This is a genomic window from Acetobacter sp. DsW_059, assembly GCF_002153695.1.
GTDB lineage: Bacteria > Pseudomonadota > Alphaproteobacteria > Acetobacterales > Acetobacteraceae > Acetobacter > Acetobacter thailandicus.
The window spans coordinates 1-18201 of record NZ_JOPI01000030.1 but is presented as its reverse complement, the minus strand read 5'-3'; the positions used below and the strand labels follow the sequence as shown (position 1 = coordinate 18201).

Annotated in this window: 20 protein-coding genes, 1 tRNA gene and 1 pseudogene; 8 read left to right on the top strand and 14 right to left on the bottom strand. The window is 46.4% G+C overall.

The features are described 5' to 3' along the window. Positions 1 to 115: 115 nt before the first annotated feature. Positions 116 to 526, bottom strand: a complete 411-nt coding sequence (locus HK25_RS12800) for a hypothetical protein (protein WP_143295977.1) — start codon at positions 524 to 526, stop codon at positions 116 to 118. Positions 527 to 880: 354 nt separating this feature from the next. Further along, positions 881 to 2326, bottom strand: a complete 1446-nt coding sequence (locus HK25_RS07395; RefSeq protein WP_198945964.1) for an HD domain-containing protein — start codon at positions 2324 to 2326, stop codon at positions 881 to 883. A gap of 350 nt (positions 2327 to 2676) precedes the next feature. Here HK25_RS07395 and HK25_RS07390 point away from each other — a divergent pair, with 350 nt between their 5' ends. Continuing rightward, entirely contained in the window at positions 2677 to 3273 is a 597-nt protein-coding gene (locus tag HK25_RS07390; RefSeq protein ID WP_086635819.1) for a hypothetical protein, read from the top strand. A gap of 414 nt (positions 3274 to 3687) precedes the next feature. Here HK25_RS07390 and HK25_RS07385 read toward each other — a convergent pair whose 3' ends face one another. From HK25_RS07385 to HK25_RS07355, 7 genes are all read right to left on the bottom strand, one after another. Continuing rightward, on the bottom strand, positions 3688 to 5061 hold the full coding sequence (locus tag HK25_RS07385; protein ID WP_086635818.1) for a DUF6538 domain-containing protein: 1374 nt from the start codon (positions 5059 to 5061) through the stop codon (positions 3688 to 3690). 89 nt (positions 5062 to 5150) lie between these two features. Next, positions 5151 to 5236, bottom strand: a tRNA-Leu gene (locus HK25_RS07380). 97 nt (positions 5237 to 5333) lie between these two features. Further along, entirely contained in the window at positions 5334 to 6038 is a 705-nt protein-coding gene (locus tag HK25_RS07375) for a M48 family metallopeptidase (RefSeq protein WP_233127740.1), read from the bottom strand. Positions 6039 to 6118: 80 nt separating this feature from the next. After that, positions 6119 to 6610, bottom strand: coding sequence for a YcgN family cysteine cluster protein (locus HK25_RS07370; RefSeq protein WP_086635817.1), 492 nt, complete (start codon positions 6608 to 6610; stop codon positions 6119 to 6121). A gap of 27 nt (positions 6611 to 6637) precedes the next feature. Continuing rightward, complete coding sequence (locus HK25_RS07365; protein WP_086555413.1) at positions 6638 to 7084, bottom strand: hypothetical protein; 447 nt, start codon at positions 7082 to 7084, stop codon at positions 6638 to 6640. Between the two features lie 6 nt (positions 7085 to 7090). Beyond that, on the bottom strand, positions 7091 to 8185 hold the full coding sequence (locus tag HK25_RS07360; RefSeq protein ID WP_143216398.1) for an extracellular solute-binding protein: 1095 nt from the start codon (positions 8183 to 8185) through the stop codon (positions 7091 to 7093). Between the two features lie 48 nt (positions 8186 to 8233). Then, a complete protein-coding gene (locus HK25_RS07355) occupies positions 8234 to 9358 on the bottom strand; it encodes an ABC transporter ATP-binding protein (protein ID WP_086635816.1) in 1125 nt (374 codons plus the stop codon). 75 nt (positions 9359 to 9433) lie between these two features. Here HK25_RS07355 and HK25_RS07350 point away from each other — a divergent pair, with 75 nt between their 5' ends. The 6 genes from HK25_RS07350 to HK25_RS07325 all read left to right on the top strand — a co-directional run bounded on the left by HK25_RS07350 (position 9434) and on the right by HK25_RS07325 (position 13541). Beyond that, positions 9434 to 9748 (top strand): hypothetical protein, encoded by a 315-nt coding sequence (locus tag HK25_RS07350; protein WP_086555411.1) that lies wholly within the window; start codon positions 9434 to 9436, stop codon positions 9746 to 9748. A gap of 40 nt (positions 9749 to 9788) precedes the next feature. Then, entirely contained in the window at positions 9789 to 10208 is a 420-nt protein-coding gene (locus HK25_RS07345) for a hypothetical protein (protein ID WP_086555410.1), read from the top strand. A 391-nt stretch (positions 10209 to 10599) separates the two neighbouring features. Then, positions 10600 to 10794: a DUF1656 domain-containing protein gene (locus HK25_RS07340; protein WP_086555409.1), complete on the top strand. Its 195-nt coding sequence runs from the start codon at positions 10600 to 10602 to the stop codon at positions 10792 to 10794. 29 nt (positions 10795 to 10823) lie between these two features. Beyond that, positions 10824 to 11735: an HlyD family secretion protein gene (locus HK25_RS07335; protein WP_086555408.1), complete on the top strand. Its 912-nt coding sequence runs from the start codon at positions 10824 to 10826 to the stop codon at positions 11733 to 11735. 20 nt (positions 11736 to 11755) lie between these two features. Continuing rightward, positions 11756 to 13270, top strand: coding sequence for an efflux transporter outer membrane subunit (locus tag HK25_RS07330; RefSeq protein WP_086555407.1), 1515 nt, complete (start codon positions 11756 to 11758; stop codon positions 13268 to 13270). Between the two features lie 19 nt (positions 13271 to 13289). Next, positions 13290 to 13541: a hypothetical protein gene (locus tag HK25_RS07325; protein ID WP_086635815.1), complete on the top strand. Its 252-nt coding sequence runs from the start codon at positions 13290 to 13292 to the stop codon at positions 13539 to 13541. A gap of 42 nt (positions 13542 to 13583) precedes the next feature. Here the strand turns inward: HK25_RS07325 and HK25_RS07320 are convergent, their stop codons facing one another. From HK25_RS07320 to HK25_RS07310, 3 genes are all read right to left on the bottom strand, one after another. Continuing rightward, positions 13584 to 14120, bottom strand: a complete 537-nt coding sequence (locus HK25_RS07320) for a Rid family hydrolase (protein ID WP_086635814.1) — start codon at positions 14118 to 14120, stop codon at positions 13584 to 13586. Between the two features lie 104 nt (positions 14121 to 14224). Further along, entirely contained in the window at positions 14225 to 15019 is a 795-nt protein-coding gene (locus HK25_RS07315) for a hypothetical protein (RefSeq protein ID WP_086635813.1), read from the bottom strand. A 2-nt stretch (positions 15020 to 15021) separates the two neighbouring features. Next, positions 15022 to 15753 (bottom strand): hypothetical protein, encoded by a 732-nt coding sequence (locus HK25_RS07310; protein ID WP_086635812.1) that lies wholly within the window; start codon positions 15751 to 15753, stop codon positions 15022 to 15024. Between the two features lie 334 nt (positions 15754 to 16087). On the opposite strand from HK25_RS07310, the pseudogene HK25_RS13560 reads away from it, so the two are divergent. Continuing rightward, positions 16088 to 16228, top strand: a pseudogene (locus HK25_RS13560) (transposase); the annotation flags it as partial. 88 nt (positions 16229 to 16316) lie between these two features. Here the strand turns inward: HK25_RS13560 and HK25_RS07305 are convergent. Together HK25_RS07305 and HK25_RS07300 are read right to left on the bottom strand one after the other, a co-directional pair. Beyond that, positions 16317 to 16955, bottom strand: a complete 639-nt coding sequence (locus tag HK25_RS07305; RefSeq protein WP_086635811.1) for a response regulator transcription factor — start codon at positions 16953 to 16955, stop codon at positions 16317 to 16319. 5 nt (positions 16956 to 16960) lie between these two features. After that, entirely contained in the window at positions 16961 to 18061 is a 1101-nt protein-coding gene (locus HK25_RS07300) for a sensor histidine kinase (protein ID WP_086635810.1), read from the bottom strand. Between the last annotated feature and the right edge of the window lie 140 nt (positions 18062 to 18201).

Sequence of the window (18201 nt, the reverse complement as noted above, 5' to 3'; positions counted from 1 at the left end):
ATCGGTAAGCCTGTGAATCACAATCTCTCGCTCAGTTCAATAAATTAATAGGTCCTGAGCCTAGATGTAATGCTGAGTAGGTAGCTGGTACCGCATCCAGATGTCCTTGCCGAACTCATTGGACTTGTCCTTGTGACCGGCAACGGTGATGCGGGTTGGTGGATATGCCAGCAATTCTCTGGGTACCGACATGGCGGATATAGCACTGTTTGTCTTCGGCATAGAACGCTTCGAAACCCTCGCGTCCAAGCGCCAGGTTGAGTGCCTTGAGAGCAGCCGGTCGCTCCTCTGGCTCGTCTTGTGCCTCGGCCTGATCCATGAGGAGAGCAATAACGCGGCAGAATGCATCCGGCGGCGTCAGATCATCGGTGTGAGGCTCCTCAAGGATTTTGCGGAGTGTACCCGCTTCTTCGAAGAAGCGGGTAAGGCGCGAGCTGCTGCGATAGACAAAGTGTGGAGCGGGGTGATTGGGGTGAACTGCGATCATCTCGGCTATGGCTTTGATCGTCCTGTCCTTCCAAATCATACATCGCTCTCCAAACCTAACTTACAGTGTAGTAACCCTATCGTAATCAATATATTCTGTCGCCAAGATGGAATGCTTGGTTGCCTTCAGTCTCGAAAGCAATGCGAGGACCTTTCATGGCTCTGCGCGCCGTTGCCTAACAGTCTGGTCAAGCAATTCTGGTTGTACCTGTTCACATTCTCATAAGCGGCAGGTGCCGCTTCGCGTGAGTTATGAGGCGTATCCCACCTATTGCTTCATATTACTCGAAGCCGGCAGGTGCTACTAGGGGGGCAAGCGGAAGGTCTGCTTCAGAGAAGAATTTCCCTTTAGCAGACATGCCTCCCGATACATACTTTATAAGAAAAATTATAGTTAGATGTTTACATATTCTTCAATGAGATTAGTTGATCGACGAATATCATCTGATATCTTTTTTTCTATTCTAGATATATCAGATAACTGTTCATCATAGTATATTCTGTGAATATTAAAAGTTGCTGCACTGGCAACCAAAGGGGACACTTGAGCTATATCAAGTATATTCCCTCCGTTTTTTACATTTATTTGCTGAGGATGCCCCCCCATAATCATTTTTGGCTTATATATTGGCCTATCGTACGTATCATAATAAAAACTATCCTGCCAAACATCTTTGTCTTTCTTGATATCCTCACAAACGTTTTTGCATATAGCGTTTACGGCACTCGTCCGTTGATTTGCTGTTAACTTTTCAAATCTTTGATCTGCACTTGCAATATTTTCCGTCATTTTCCAAACGTCAATATGAGGAGGAATTTTACGCCGCAACATTGCACGGGCTATGCGCGAAATATCTCTTTCGTCGCTATCGGCAAATGAATGTAGACTTCCCCAAAACAATGCGTCATCCAATTGGGAACCAATTTTTAGGTTTTCAGGATTATCAAAGAATTTAACAAGAGGGTGCTTTTTGCTTATTCCACATTTTTCGGCACTCCCCTGATATATTAGCTCCATTACCTTAGACATTAGCACAGAAAATAAGTATTCCATGCCTCTAGTTTTTTTGTGAAGATATATAGTTGGATATAATTGGAAAAGATTTACTGTAAATTGCTCTAGAGAAACATATGCTTTGCTATTCATGCAAAAAAAACGAGATTCTTTATTTTTCTCGACATTAAAATTTCTTATTATCCAATCTAAATCAACTCCACCAAATGAAAGTCCTGCAAAATATGGGTCGCGTTTTGCGTAATCCAGCCTATCAGCATCAAGTTGACTTGATACTATAGATGTATATATGCAGCTTTCATCTTTTTTTGCTATAAAATCAGTAACCTTTTTTACGAATCCCGAATCGTTTCCGGATGATTTAAAAAGTATTTCTGATATTTCTTCACTGTTTATTATATTTTTACTTACTTCTTCATGGTTGACAGCCTGTTTCAATTTTTGTTTTGTTTTTTCTAACTCTGGATTTCTATCAAAAAATAAAGTCATCGCTTTTTCAAACGCATGACTAAACATGCCATGCCCAACATCATGTAATAGCGCGGCAGCTAAACATGCTTGGCCTTCTTTAGTCCAATCGCCTTTAACTTTATCCGGCTCTACAAGAGAGAGCATACGCTTCGCAATGTGATATACCCCGATAGAATGGGAGAAGCGAGAGTGCGTTGCCGAGGGAAATACAAAGTCGGAAAAACCAAGTTGGTGGACTCTGCGTAACCTTTGTAAATATGAGCTATCCAACAGCGCCTTTAGCCCAATTTCCTTATGGCCAGAAAACTCCACAAATCCATAAAGTGGATCTTTGATTATTTTTGATTGTAACAATTGAATTTTCCTTATTAAAAAATTCAGAAAATAACTCAATAAAGCTATTGTCAATATGTATGAGAATATTTTTTCGTCTATATTGTATAATTTTCCTATAGTCGAATTGATATGATTTATATAGATGGATTACAAATACGATTTTTATTTTAATTGACGGAGACGTGCCTTATGTTTTCTTTGAGGTTAATAGGCAAATAAAAAAATAAAATAGTTCTCTCGGAAATACTATGCTGGGAATTTTCTGATCAAACCGATATTAGTAGGAGGTCATTACAAAACTTTTGACACGAATTATAATAAATAGAGAAAATAAAGTATTTAGTGGTATCTGGTAGAGGAGAGTGGGTATGGGCGAATCAAATCGAAATAGAAAGAATATAAATAGTTTTTTATCGTCCCTGACGGAAGAAGAAAAGGTGGTATATGCTGTTACCCAAGATTTGGTAAATAAGTTTATCAAACCAAAAGGATTGCATGGAGCCTGTTACAGAACATCGATTCTTCTCAACAGAATCCTAGCAAAAGAATATGGCATTGCTTCCAAGGTCGTACTTGGTTGGATTAATGACGGTGATGATATTTTCATCTCACACGCTTGGCTCGAAGTACGTGGAAAAAAAATCGACCTTATGGCTGAGCGCCCTCAAGTTACGAAAGATAGGCGAGGTCCTACCATCATTTTGGATCATGTTTTCAAGGGCAGAAGCAACTTATCCTACAGCTACCATTTAAATAAAACTCCGGAAGCTTTGGCTAAAGATAAATCCTTGATTGAACTCAAACAAGGATATGAAATGCTTCTTGCTGTAAAGGATGCAGAACACAACCGAGTCGCGCGGTCTATTTCCTCTGAAGATGCTATGGATGCATTTCTGGATGAATGCGCGTATGAAGGCAAAGACGGCTATACTTACTCACGCATTCTCAACGAATTATCTGAGTAAGAAGATTCTGAAACCTCATTTTGAGTGCTATTTATAAAAGAACTCATTGAAATAATTTACTGTGCAGAATCTACTCCATTTAATGCTGTTTGAAGGCAAGTAATTTTGATATTCTTTCCAATTAAATGATTACTCTATTGTTGGTTGGGGAGAACCATCACTGCGCCATCCGCATGAATGCGGCAGTGATGCTATGCTTAGCCACCAGAAGTTGCTGCTTAATTACGCTCGTGATGGATTGAACAACTCATGTCTGCTATGCGGTAAGCTATTTAAAGGTCAATACGTCCTGTACAAGGGCGTAAGCGGCCATTAAATGAAACCGTGTTTTTTGTGCTTGTGGGGGTCAACGGGGGAGGAACCTCCCCCTTGCCAGATGTCGAATGGGTAGCCATTCGACACTGCTGGCTCCCTTTAAAATCGTATCTTTTTGAAGGCTGTTTCCGGGTAGCTTATGGCCTCAATAGTTTGTTGCAGATTGGCTGTTGAGATACTGGTCAGATAGGTCATAGTGCCCTGACTTTTGTGGGTTGCTTCATGACCCAGAAGACGGTCAATCCAGACCTCCCGGATATTGGCATCGGCGTTTCGAAGTTGTGTGGAAACGGTATGCCGGAACGAGTGAAATGTGATTTCCGCTGGCAGACCGATACGGGTCTTGAGCGATGAAAAAGCCCTGCCAAGGGCTGCGCCTCTGACACCCTGTTTTGAGGTTTCCAGGCCGGGAATGAGATAGAGGCGGTCAGTTGTCTCTTTCAACACCAGAAGACCTGCTTCAAGGAGTTTTGAATGGACCGGCACCACGCGAGTGCTGGCGTCTGTTTTTGGTGCCCAGCCGGTTTCAGAATGTGGTCTGACCATAAAGCAGGGGATGCCATCGATGATTTGCAGGTCTTCTTTGCGCAGGGTACAGATTTCACCCAGTCTCATGCCAGAGTAGGCAGCAACCAATGTGACCAGCCGAAAGGTCTTTTCTGGCACGGACGTGCTGTGCCATGGCGCAGAAGCCAGAAAAGCCAGCTCCTTTGTCGTCCAGCTTCTCCTGACGGTCTTGTGCCCATTCTCAAAATTCCAGCCAGTCCATGGGTTGCGCGTGACCAGTTCGCGCTGGAGGAGCTGGTTCCACAGGGCTGAGAGCCTCATCATATGGTTTTTAACACTTTTCCCGCTCAGGGTCTGTAAACCTTTCTCTCTGGCTCTCTGAGCCTCTTCCTCAAGGGTAAGACTGCTTTTGCGTTTGCCCAGCGATGCGGGAAGGGAAAATAGCAGGTCACGGAATGCTCCGGCCTTCTCGCCCCCTATGATGGACACGGGAGCATCGCCAAACGCTTGCAGGAACAGGTCTGTGGCCCGCTGGGTCGCTTTTTTCGTGTCGGCACTGGCATGGGGATTATCCAGCACAAAGCGTTTCAGCGCACTGGAGAGCATCAGGGGAGCAGCTTTGGGTGCCAGCGTTTGTTTGCTCTGCTGCTGAGGTTTGGGCATCGGTGCTGGCACTGGCACAGACCCTGTTTCCGGCACAGAAAAAAACTGGCTGACGCTCTGCAAATCCCGCAGTGCAACCCGCAGTCCCTCAAGCCTGTTTAAAGCGTCTGGTTCAGCCAGCGCAGAATAGGCCTGCATGAACAGTTCTGTGGTTCTGGCATGAAGGAGAGAAGCGCGTTTGCGGGCTTCGTTTTGATAACCAGTTTTCAGAGAAACCCAGATTTCGCGCCGGTTTAAGGCTGTTCGCAGGGCAGGGGGCACGATACGGCGAAAGTGGTAGGTGGTGCCTCGGATACGGAGCATAGAAACTTCCCTCAGTGGGGAAGGACGATGGAGCAAAGACAGCCTTTGCCCCTCATTCAGCCGAAAAATCGTGCTGTTTCAGGTCTCTGTGGTGCGAACTGCGGGACTTGAACCCGCACGCCCTTACGGACTGGAGATTTTAAGTCTCCTGCGTCTACCATTCCGCCAAGCTCACACATAGAGTTAAGAGCGAATCATTAACCGCTCTTAAGAGGTAGCATTAATCTGTGGTCAGGGTTTTAGCACGTTTGGCCCGCACAGCAAGAGAAAAATTACCCTGCAGCCATCAGAGCTGCACCATAGTGCTTTAGCCAGGCTTCAGCCTCTTTCCTGTGGGGGGTTAGTGTGTCCGTCAGGTGCCAGAATGCAGAGCTGTGATTCATGTGTTTCAGGTGTGAAAGCTCATGGGCCATCAGATAATGGCGTACTATGGCAGGGGCCAGTACCAGGCGCCATGAGAGCATGATACGTCCCTGGCTGTTACAGCTTCCCCAGCGGCTTTTTGTATCGCGAATATCCAGGCGACTGGGCTGCATGTTCTGGCTGTGGCTGAGCGCCTGAAGCTCGAGAGTCAGAGCTCTGCGGGCATAATTTTTAAGAAAATCAGTAATACGTCTGCCAGTAAATTCAGGCTGACCGGTAACAACCAGAGTGGTGTCAGTAAGCCATGCCCCCCCCTGTGCCTCAGGGTCGTGAATGATAGTATAGGGCATATCACATAAGGTAATAACCTGCCCTGGTGTTAATAAGCCCGGAAAATAACTTAGTTTTTCAAAGTGCTCAAGTATCCAGTCTTTTTGTTGTTTAAGAAATAAAAGAGCTTTTGTTCTGGGGTAAGAGGGGGGGTGAGTGACAAGCAGAGCACGCTGCCTTGGGTCGATACGGGCTGAAAGACGCCGTGTGCGTTGTGAGCTGCGCCATATTACAGGCACCTCTGTCTGATCGAAAACAACAGTATTGTCATCAGTGTGCAGCACAGCTTTATATTCTTTCTTTATGATTTATTTTTATCTAATCTATATATTATCTTACCATAAATAATAGAGGTATATAATAGTTAACAGGACCTCAGGCGTCGAATAAGTACAGGCGGCATTTTTACTGGTTGTGATGGCCATTCAACCAGATAGTCTTCAAGATCACGGGCACGACGTTCACTGATGCAGCGCCCGGCAGCAGACGCACCAGATTCTATAACGGTATCCCGGTTACCACTGCGCAACGGGTGCCACTCGGGCAGAGATCTGCCCTCAGAGAGACGGCGGTAAGCGCAGTCAGGAGGTAACCAGTCGAGGGTAGGTATCATCTCTGGTGTCAGAGTGATGCAGTCTGGTACCTTGCGGTGTCTCTTAGTATAATCTGTGCAGGCACAGGTTTTTACATCAAGAAGACGGCAGGCAACTGACGTATAATATACACTATTTGTCTCTTCGTCACGTAATTTATGCAGGCAGCATCGCCCGCAGCCATCACAAAGAGATTCCCATTCATCAGAGTTCATCTCTGCCAGGGTTTTGCTTTCCCAGAAAGGGGGAGGAGAATCAGTCATGTCAGAGTATCTGCAGAAATAGATGTTTCATGATGAAGATATTTTTAAAAGAGCCATTGCACCAAGAAAACCAAGCAATGTTGCTGTAATAAGGCTTAGCAGTAAAGGCGGGCTGAGCAGGGGCAGCCACAGAAGTCTGAGCCGCCCGGATTTAGTTAATCCCAGTTCCTGTGCGGTTGTGTGCCATGAAGAGGGTACGCTTTTCAGGCGCAAAAGAGGCGCCAGGCAGATAAGAGGCCCCGTCAGGATACCCTGTAGCGCAGACAGAGCCAGTAGCCTGATGTGTAAATAAGGCAGGGCAAAAGGCAGCAGAAGAGAGGCCAGTGTCGAGGGGACCACGACCAGAAGCAGCAGAATGAAGAGTTTTTGCCCCTGCTCGGTGATCAGCGCCAGATAAACCACCGCTGTTGCCAGCACCATGCCGGTCAGAGCCGTGCTGAGCCCGTGTATCAGTAAAAACAGAGAAGCTGGCATTTTATCTTAGTTATCCCAGAGTTTCTGTCCGTTTACCCAGCGCTCAAAGCGTATGCTGATGTCCGCCAGATGCTCCGTCCAGAAGGTGTCATTGACATGCACCGGCGCTGGCGTGTGTAAATCGGGGAGCGAGCCGGCATCGGCTGTCCATGCAGCGGTAAATGCACTTTGCTGCTCAGGAAGTTCCAGCCAGGAAACAAGGTTGAGTGCCGTGGTGTCAGATTTAAGCGTAGCCGGTATGCCCCAGGCATAGGTGACAGACAGGCGCTGAGGCCAGAAAATACCAAAATGCTGACGTTCCTGCTGCGGCAGGCTGAGCATGCTTGCCACCGGGACGATGCCCATCAGAGCGCCATTGGTTTTCATAATATCTGTTGCTTCGGCCGGGGTGTTCCACCAGACGATATAAGGGCGGATCTGGTCGAGCTTGCGAAAAGCACGCTCCAGCCCTGCGCGGCTGCTCAGAACAGCATAGAGCCCGCCTGGGGGCACGCCATCGGCCAGCAGCGCGATCTCAAGCGTTGTGCGCGGGTCGCGGCGCAGGCTGCGTTGCCCGGGGTGACGGGCAACATCCCAGAAATCAGTCCAGTCAGGCGCAGAGTCAAAATAAGACATCTCCCACGCCATAGCAAAATCAATGCTGGTTATGGGTTCGCCACAGCTGTTGCTCGAGTTATCAGCCGGGTCACGCACCAGAAGGTTAAGAGAACAGCCGAGGCGCAGTGAGCTGGTTTCCATCATCACAGCCGACCAGCGATCAGGTGTTTTGTTTTCCTGTCCTGCCAGTTCCTCAAGGCTGCCATTCCATGCTGATGCCACAATATTCAGGTTTTCTTTTTTTGCATAAGGCTCAAAAAGAGCTTTTTCCTGAGCTGCTTTGATGGCGCCGTCAAAGGTCAGAACGCGCAGAACAGGCCTGGTCACTTTGCGAGTCTGCGTATGAGCTGGTGCAGTGCGGGCCTGAGCATCTGTTGTGCCGGGCAGCATAGCCCAGGCTGTCAGAAAGATTGCGCTTCTGCGGGGTAATGCCAGCAGGGCGGTGCCATTCTGGCAGAGTGCCATAGCTGTGCGAAGGCAGAAATGAAGGGGGGGGCAAGGCAAAAGAAAGGTGACCTGATATAAAAAGGGTTGTAGCCTGAAGGTGGTAGTTTAGCTGCTGAGAGGCCTCTGGTCCATCGGGAAGGCAGTGGCAGAGGAAGTTTGCCATGCGAGAAAGGCCTCGCGGCCAGCCTGTAGCTCCCGCGGCTGATGCACCGGAGGGCGGCAGACTGTTATTTCTGTTCCGTCACGAAGGCGAAAGCGCATATGAATAGCGTTGCCTGTGTGGCGTGCCGACACCAGGGTGCTGACCAGCAGGTCAGGCTCCTCGGCCGGGGCACCGGCTGTACGCGGAAATATAACCGATAGTCGTTCTGGCAGAATGCAGATGGTTGCCAGGTCATCTGCGGCAAGGTCAGGTGCGCTCATGGCTTCAACGGTTTCTCCCGATGGCAGGCGCAGTATCGCATAATCATCTTCAATGCTCAGCACTTTCCCTGTGAGTGTATTGGCGTCGCCCAGTGCTGTGAGGACGTTCTCATGCGCCGGGCGCGACAGCAATGTTTCAGCCGTGCCGGTCTGTAGCAAGGTGCCATCTTTAATGATTCCAATAGTATCAGCTGCCATAACGGCTTCAGTACGGCTTTGCGTCAATAGCAGAATACTCAGCCCGATGGCACGCTGAAGTTTTTCAAGGAGGCTGAGCAGCCGCATAGCTGTGGCCTGATCCATGTGCATAAAAGGGTTGTTAAGCACAATGGCCCCGGGGTTCAGAACGAGCAGCCGTGCGAGGCAGACCCTGAAAGTCAGCTCAGCCATCAGAGCTGAGGGCGACTGATCCTGCACCGCGTCGAGGCCAAGCAAGGCGATTGCCTGCGTTGTCCGGTGCTGTATTTCTGACGGGCTGAGAGAGAGGTCGGCCTTAAGGGGAAGGGCTATGTTTTCCCTCACTTTCAGGTGAGGGAACAGGGGAGTATTGTGGCTGAGTGTGCCAAGGCGCCGCTTGCCCGGGGGCGCCTGTGTTACGTCCTCAGCGCTGACAGTCAGTGTGCCCCCCAGTGAAGGAATATGCCCTGCAAGCGTTTGTGTTAACGTGTCGAAATAGCTGGTTTCCTGGCCGATGCCCAAAAGCGCCATGCATGTACCCTGCGGCACGCTCAGCGTCAGACTCGCTGCTTTGTGTTGAGTTTGGAAGCCTGAGAGTGCTATCGAGAAAGCACCATGCGTGTTGCGCATGAGACGGTATCCTGGTTGGTATGTTTCAAAGAGAGGGTGTCGTCGTCTTATAAAAACAGAACGGGATTAAGTGAAATGTCTGCTGAAAAAATTAAAGAAGTAAAAGCTGCGGTTCAGGAAAATGCTGAGAATGCTGCAGATTCAGCCCGTGATGAATTTGACGCTGTGCGTTTGCATCTTGAGCGTCTTGTCAGTCACCACCTTATCCCTGCGCTGAGCAATGCAGGTGTGAAAGCGGAAGTTTTGAAAGATCAGGCGGTTGCCAAGGCCTCTGAAGTAGCCAATCATGTCCAGACCGATTTTTCTGTGCCGGCGCGCGGACGTTCGCCTTTGCTGACAATTGCCATCTCAGGCGTTGTGGGCTTTATTCTCGGGCGACTGTCGCGCTAAGGGACTATCGTGATCTGAACGAAGGATAGTGTTGGGGTCCATGCGTATTTTTGAATTTGGCAGATCAGCTCTGCAGGCTCAGGCTGATCTTATGCAGCATATGGCCATTCGTCTTGGCCGTCAGGCTGCCTTTCTCGTGCTTGCAGCATTGTTTGGTTTTTTTGCCCTCATTTCAGGGCATGGGCTCCTGTGGGCGTTTTTTCTTTGTGTGTTTCACTGGGGGCCGTTCGCATCGGCCGGAGCTGTTTTCGGGTGCGATTTGCTTGTCGCTCTGTTCTTCCTGTTACTTGGCCGGCGCTCTTACCTGACAACGGCTGAGGTTAATGCGCGCATTGCGCGTAACCGGGCAGTAACACAAATGCGCGATTCTGCGACGATGGCAGCCGTGGCTGCAACAGTTGCAGGCTCACTGGGCCGTCATGGCACACGCAAAGTGTGGGACGTCGTAAGGCGTAAATAGCACTTAATTTATCTTTATTTCCGCAGCATCGTCTTTGCCCATAGGTTCTATGCTAATTTTGCAATGGCGGTGCTGCTTTTTTTCTGAAATTTATAGTCCGGTTACCTGACAGTGCATGCATCAGTGTGCCTTCATTTGTCAGGGGAGGGCTTTTAGCGTGCAATTTTCTTTTGCTTGTCAGTACAGTGTAAGGCTTACTTGTTTTTCTTGCCGGTATAGAATTTATACTGGTGGAAAAAGGTGCTGACGGGCATATGAGATTCCTTCTGATAAAAGTTTACTCTTTCCTGACGGCTTTTCCCTGTTTCAGGCAGGTCATGCATGTGGATGTCAGGGCTGCCGCAGAGGCGATGCTGCGGACGATGTGTGTCATGAGTGAGGCAGATGGGGCATGCTGACAGAATTTAATTTATTTGGTGTTTTTATAGCGCCGCTGGCTGTTTATGCGCTTGCTGCCCTGCCACTGACGATGGTTGTGCGTTCTGCCCTGTGGTGGACCGGCCTTCAGAACTGGTTCTGGCATGTCGCTTTATTCGAAGTCTCTCTTTACGTTTGTATTCTGTGTTTACTGGTTCTTTACGTCTGACCTCTTTTTTAGGGTGCTGAGCTCCTGCAATGCCACTTTTGCGCACGTTGATTCGCGTTATCCTGACCCTGGCTGTTCTCGCAATGGCCATCGTGCTTGGTGTAACACTCTGGAAAGTTTACATGATTGCGCCCTGGACGCGAGATGGACGGGTGCGGGTCTATGTTGTTGATATCGCCCCTGAGATTCCCGGCACGGTTGTGCAGGTGCCGGTGGTTGATAACCAGTTCGTGCATAAGGGTGACCCGCTGATCGTGCTTGATCCGGTGCGGTTTCGTCTTGCTATCCGTGAGGCGCAGGCCAGACTTGATGGCGCCCTTGAAGACTTAAAGCTGAAACGTAATGATGCGCGCCGGCGTATGGGCCTGGGTGGCATTGTTTCGCAGGAAGAGCAGGAAGTTTTTAACTCTAACGTTGCGACACAGATTGCGGCAGTTGATGCGGCCCGTGCTGCCCTCGACCTTGCCCGGCTGAATTTGCAGCGCTCTGTGATTTACTCTCCGGTTAATGGTTATGTAACCAACCTTAACCTGCGTGTGGGTGATTACGTGGCAGCCGGTCAGCCTCGTATGGCCGTTATTGATGCGGATTCTTACTGGGTTTATGGCTATTTTGAAGAAACAAAGATGTGGGGCGTTCATGTTGGTGACCAGGCCCGCGTTAAGCTGATGGGTTATAAACCTATTCTGCAGGGGCATGTTGTCAGTATCGCCCGTGGTATTAACGATACAAATGGTGTGGCTGATAAGCTGGGCCTGCAGGATGTTAACCCGATATTCACCTGGGTGCGTCTGGCACAGCGTATTCCTGTGCGTATTCATATTGATCATGTTCCTGACAGCGTGATGCTGGCTGCGGGTATGACGGCAACAGTCAGTGTCGGGCCTGAACCCAGGGGGCCACGCGGCAGGCTGACCACCTGGTTGCAGGACCACCTCTGAGCACAGCGGGAAACAGGGCGATGAAGATGCGTAGTTTCTCCTGTGTGCTGATGGCCACGACCCTGCTGTTTTCAGCATGCACTGTCGGGCCAAACTACCAGCGTGATGGTATGAAAGTGCCCGCCGCTTTTAAAGAGGTGGCGGAGGAGCACCCGGCGACCCCGGCTGAGATAGAGCGCACGAATAAAGAGATGACAGAGTGGTGGTCGTTGTTTAACGACCCCGTTCTGACGGATCTTGTAAAGCAGGCTATAGCCGGTAACTACGATCTGCAGATTGCGGGAACGCACATTATGGCAGAGCGCGCAGTGCGTGACCGCTCAGCCTCACAATGGTACCCACAGGTTGATGCGAATATGGGTGCAGGTGATGTGCGGTATTCTATCAACATTGATAACTGGCCAATTCGTCCGGGCAACCCGTCTAACCGTCCGGGTGCGTCTATCATGACCTACGGCGCATCAGCCTCGTGGGAGCTTGATGTTTTTGGTCGTATTCGTCGGGATGTTGAGGCCCATGAACGTGAGGTTGAGGCCACAATCGAAGGGCGCCGTGCCCTGCTTATGGCATTGCTGTCAGAGCTGGCCTCAGACTATATGCTGCTGCGTGTTACTCAGCTGCAGATAGGAATTGCGACCAAAAATATTCGTGTCGCCCAGGATGCATTGTCACTTGCCGAGAAGCTCTATCTCGAAGGTGTCGGTAATACGCTGCAGACAGCACAGGCACAGGCTGAGCTTGATGCGCAGATAGCCGCACGTGAACCGCTGAAAACCCGTGTCTCGCAGGTAACGCATGCGATTGCTGTGCTTTTGGGTAAAATGCCCGGTGAGCTTGAGGACCAGCTGAAAGTGCCCCGTGCGCTGCCGGTTGTTCCTGCGTTTCCCGCAACGATGCCTTCCATTGTTATGGCTAATCGTCCTGATATTCGTATGGCTGAGCGGAAATATGCTGTTGCGACAGCCCAGATCGGTGTTGCCGTGGCCAGTCTTTACCCGCATTTTGTCATACCACTGACATTTAACCCTAATGCATCAGCAATGTATCAGCTGTTTCAGGTGAATAGCATGAGCTGGAGCTTTCTGCTTATGGCCAGTATGCCGCTTATGCACGGTGGTAAACTGACGGCCGAGGTCAGAGCGGCTCAGGCTAATGCAGAGGCCGCCCGACTGACTTATCGCCAGTCAGTGCTCAATGCTTTTAAAGAGGTTGAGGATGCGATGGCTGCCTGGCATGATGATATTGAATATGCTGAGCAGCTGCATAAAGCTGCTGAAGACAGCTCCCTTGCCAGTGAGCGGGCACGTAAACTTTATGGTGCCGGGCTTGTTGGTTTTCTTGAGGTACTGACTACAGAGCGGACCACCCTTAAGGCGCAGAACATGGAGGCACTTGCTAAACTTGAGCGCCTGCGTGATGCCGTTAACCTGTACACTGCACTTGGCGCAGGCTGGAAGGGTGTGGCATTGACGAACTCATCACTTCCTGTTTCTGTTGATAATCAGAACATATTAGCAAGGGCCTTCAGTCAATAATACTGAAGGATGGGTTCGTATGAGAGAGTACACCATTCGCCTGTACTGGATAGCCGCCTGCCTTGTAGGCGGTTTTACGATTTTATGTGTCAGCGGCTGGTTACTGGTGATCCATGGTTCAGCCTATGACTCTACTCTGGTGACAGCACTACGCTGGCTGCCTGTGCTTACAGGGGCTTTTCTGGTGTTCTTTGGGTTTTATCTTATAAGAAAACCAATACCTGAAAGCCCTGAAGAGTTTTTTTATGACCCGGACCCCGGAGACCAGTAAGCTGTTTGCATGCTGGTTCCGGGTATGCTTCAGGCTGAAAAATTAATGTGTTTTTACAGCTGTGCTTTTAGGTGTCGGGCGTACGGCAGTCGCTTCAATTTCGACCAGCTGACCAGGGTTTGCCAGCTGCTGCACGCCAAGAATTGACTGTACAGGTAGATTGGGCTGCTTTGCTGTGCCAAAAAATTGTGAGTAGGCAGTCATAACACTGTCAAAATCGTGCTGCTGAGTGGTCGGGCTGGCAACAACATAAATCTGCAGGCGTACAACATCGCCAAGAGACAGGTGCAGTTTCTGCAGCATAGCTTCAAGCTGTTTTATTGCACCGGTTGTCTGAGTTTGTGTGTCACCATAGGCAGCGATGCTGCGGGGCGGGGCGGTTTTATCCTGTACCGGTGCGCCGGTGCTGCTCAGATATACAAGGCTTGAACCACCAGGGACTTCAACAGCTGTCGCAACCGGCTGGTCAGAAATAGCCGGATAGCGCACAGTCGCATCTGAAGAGGGCGCGGCATGTGCTGACAGGCCTGAGCAGGCCAGAAGAGTAAAGGAAAAAACGAGGGGCTTCAGCAGCCGCATGACAGATAATCTCCGGTCATAAAAAGGATGATATAAGAGGTATGACCGGAGTTATAAAGATTTTGCCTGGATTGTCAGCAGGTCCCTGGTTATTTCAGGCTGGTTTATTGTGCAAGCAGGCGGTGTCGTAGTGTGTTTTGCAGCCCGCGCCAGTTTGTATTTGCTGTTGTGATAACGGTATCGAACGTAGCTATTGGACCTGCACTGGTCAGGATCGCATCGAGCCAGAGCATGGCATCCTGCTCCCGGTCTGAAAGATTTTTCTGGCAGGCCATAGCATCAAGTGCTTGCCTGCACCGCTCTATATCTGAGTTGTTCCAGTTATAGATAACCCATTGTGTGGTCAGAGCAGGATATAATAAAAGCAAAGGAATCGTTTGCTGCGTTACACCGGCTTTCTGGCTCAGTGGTGTCAGAACGTCCATAACCGTTCTGAGGCTGGATGAGATAATATCTTTCTCAAGCATGGCTCGCCAGAGCAATGGAGCCTGAGCATTACCAACCAGATTGAGCGGGATATAGGCTGTCCAGGCTTTAGCCGGAATTCTGTTATTTCTAAAGACCTGAGCGTGGTAATCTCTGATGGTAATCCAGTCAAGGAAACGTAAGTCTTGTTTTTGAGCGTATAATAATTTTCGTGCTTTCCAGTCAGCCGCCATAAGCTCTTCGCTTATTTTCAACCATAATTTGTCATTAATAATGACCCCTGTTTGCCGGGCGATGCATTCGGCAAAGCGACGGGCTACACGGCCTGAAAAAAGAGACTGCTCAACAACACCAAGGGCAAGTTTGCCATAAGGGTCACCCGCTTTGAGCAGGCATCGGTAATATTCGTTTCTGTTTTTGCAGTTGTGATATGTTTCCAGAAAATTAAAAATTTTTTCTTTTTGTGTGCTCATTTTTATCTCATATATATATCGAAATTATTTTTTACAGTTTCTTCTATTTTTTTCCATTCTGCAACATAAGGACGATCATAGCTTACTTTAAAAGTTAGATTTTTATAATAAAATGTATCGGAACAAGACGAAAATTCTGTTTTATTATTAAGAGCTTCGCATGATATTATCCGAGATGGATATGGTGCTTTGTCAATGTAAATTTGTGTGTGATTATTTGCCATAGATGAGTTTAATTGGTTAGCTAGCTGCATAATATCTGAAGGTATGACCTGCCCTGGGATAGGTTGAGGTGGTACCAGCTTAACAGGAATGTTTGAGGTAAAAACATCTGAAAGATCTTGATCATCTGACATAACTATTAATTGAAGCATATTTTTCATAACTTGTTCTTCGCTAAAAGTAGGCTTCTTAGTTGTAACCAGAATTCTAACTGCATTTTTTGCCAGGTCAGCAACATGACCAGAGAAGTCAGGCCAGTGCACTTCGAGAAGGATACCGCTATCCACACCGCCTTCTTGCGGCATTATGCCATCCATAAACAACGCAGCCGGGATAGCCATCTGGCGGTCTGGTTCTTTAAAGTCTGTATTTCTGAGTATAAAATGGACAATATTATCCGGGTTATGCCTGGTTTCTTCTAATGGCGTATTCTGCTCGGCCACAGCCGGAGAAATATCTGTGCTTAAAACATGTGCTGTGATGAAAAAAAGAAAGGCTAAAAGCGTTTTCATAATTTTATAGCTATCTCATGTATATATCGAAATTATTTTTTACAGTTTCTTCTATTTTACGTCACTCTGCAACATAAGAGCGACCATAGCTAGCCTTAAAACATAGATTTTTATAAAAAATGTCGGAACAATAAGAAAATTCTGTTTTATTATTGAGCGCTTCGTATGATAATATCCGAGATGGATATGGAACTTTATCAATATAGACTTTATGGTTACTATATTTCAGTTGCTAAATTAGTTTATTATTCACCTGCATAATATCTGGTGGGATGCTCTGTTTTGGAATTGACTTCGGCTTAATGAGTTTTATCGGCCCGTCAGGATGAAAAAGATCAGACGCTCAGATACAGCAGAAGGAGGTGAGGTTCTGCCGCACCGATGGGATGTTGAACGCACCTTCGGCTGAATGATCCGCTGGCGCAGGCTGGTGAAGGATTATGAGAAACAGATCGACGTGACAGCAGGTATAATCCGCATCACTAGTTTTCTGGTTTTTATATTAGTGATATTTCCTGTAAGCATCATAGCTCTGCAGAGTGTGGGAGAAAATGATTTCTCGATTAACTATTATAACGCTTTATTAAAGGGTCTCTTATTTCAAGAATCTCAGCATAATGAACTAAATCAGCAAAAGATCGTGCTCCCATTTTTTTCATTGCATGTGCACGATGTGTTTTTATAGATATGAGGCTCAGGTTAAGACGATCAGCAATTTGTTTATTCATAAGCCCCGAAGTTGCTAAAATCATCACTTCCTTTTCTCTTTCTGAGAGTGATGAATATTTATTTTTTATTCGTTTTTGTAATTCAATATTTTTATTCTGAGACTTCCATAAATCAAGAGCCTCATGTACCGATTTAAGTAATGTATTATGTGAAAAAGGCTTTGTAAAAAAATCAATGGCCCCGGCTTTTATCCCTCTTACTGATAAAGGTATGGTTCCGTGACCACTCATAATGATGACAGGGATATGCAGATCAGCCTCATTTATTGTGTCCTGCAAGTCTAAGCCATTTTTCTTTCCTAATTTGATATCAAGAAGCAAGCATACTGGTTCATCTGGTATTTTAAATAATAAAAATTCTTCCGGATCAGAAAATAAATGAACTATAAAATTTTTAGAACGAAAAAAACTATCTAATGAATCTCTGATCTCTTCATCATCATCTACAATAATAATATGTGGAGAATATTCCATCGTTATTAACTTGATATGTTCTGTGCAGCAGGAAAAGAAATGGTAATTTCTGCTCCTGAAGGAGAGAGATTTTCAGCTTTTATAGTCCCGTTATGAGCTTCGGCAATTGTCTGGCAAATTGAAAGCCCTATACCCATACCCGTATTTTTAGTTGTATAAAATGGTTCAAAGCATGATTGTATATCAGAGTTTTTGAATCCATTACCATTATCCTGTATTTTTATTTCAATATTATTTATTTTTTCAGGTGAATTTTTTAATATAATATGTATTAAACCTGAATTATCCTGTGATTTTTTTATGGATTCAATGGAGTTTAATAATATATTTATTATAAGCTGCTGAATTTCAATTTTATTCCCATTAATAAAAACATTTTTTGAATTATAATGTTTTATAATTTCAATATTACTTAATGAGTAATAAGGTTCAATAATAAAAATGGAATCGTTTATAATGTTTTTTAAATTAATATGTTCTTCTCGTAAAATATAATTTTCTCGTGTTAACTCACGGATATTTTTAATAATTTTTGCAGCACGCTGTGTATTGGAATCAATTTTTTTTAAGCAATATAATAGTTCTTTTATGTCGGGAGACGGTCGATTTATCCAGGATATTCCTGATTGAGCAAAGGTTGAAATTGCAGACAGAGGCTGGTTAACTTCATGTGCTATGGTGATTCCTATTTGACCGATAGCTTTAATACGATCGGCATGAGCTAACATTCTGGATTGTTTATCAAGAGATTCTCTTGCTTTTTTATTGTTTTCTGTAATTGTCGTTACTGTAATTATCGATATAATGCCAAGTATTAATCTTGAATAATTATTATTAAATAAAGTTTCATTGTGAACGATAAAGAAACCACAAAACTCTAAAAATATACATAATGTTGCAATAATCCTTAATGTAAATATATTGCATTTATGCGATAAAATTATAATGACTATGACATAAAGAACGCCAAATGCATCATGTAATGGTATTAATGTGATTAAAAAAATAATTGCTGAAATTATAATTGCTGAAAACCATCGTAAAATATCTGAATTATTATAATGTTTAATTATATTACCTTTTATCGAGTGGAAACTTTTTTTCATTATATTCAGTATAATATAAATATGGTGCCTAAACTTATATGTATATCACAGCAAAAATTTTGTTAAAAACCTATACCTAGGCTCAGGACTCATTCTTTGAGATAGAAGATGAAGCTTGCAGCGATATGGATTGCGGACAT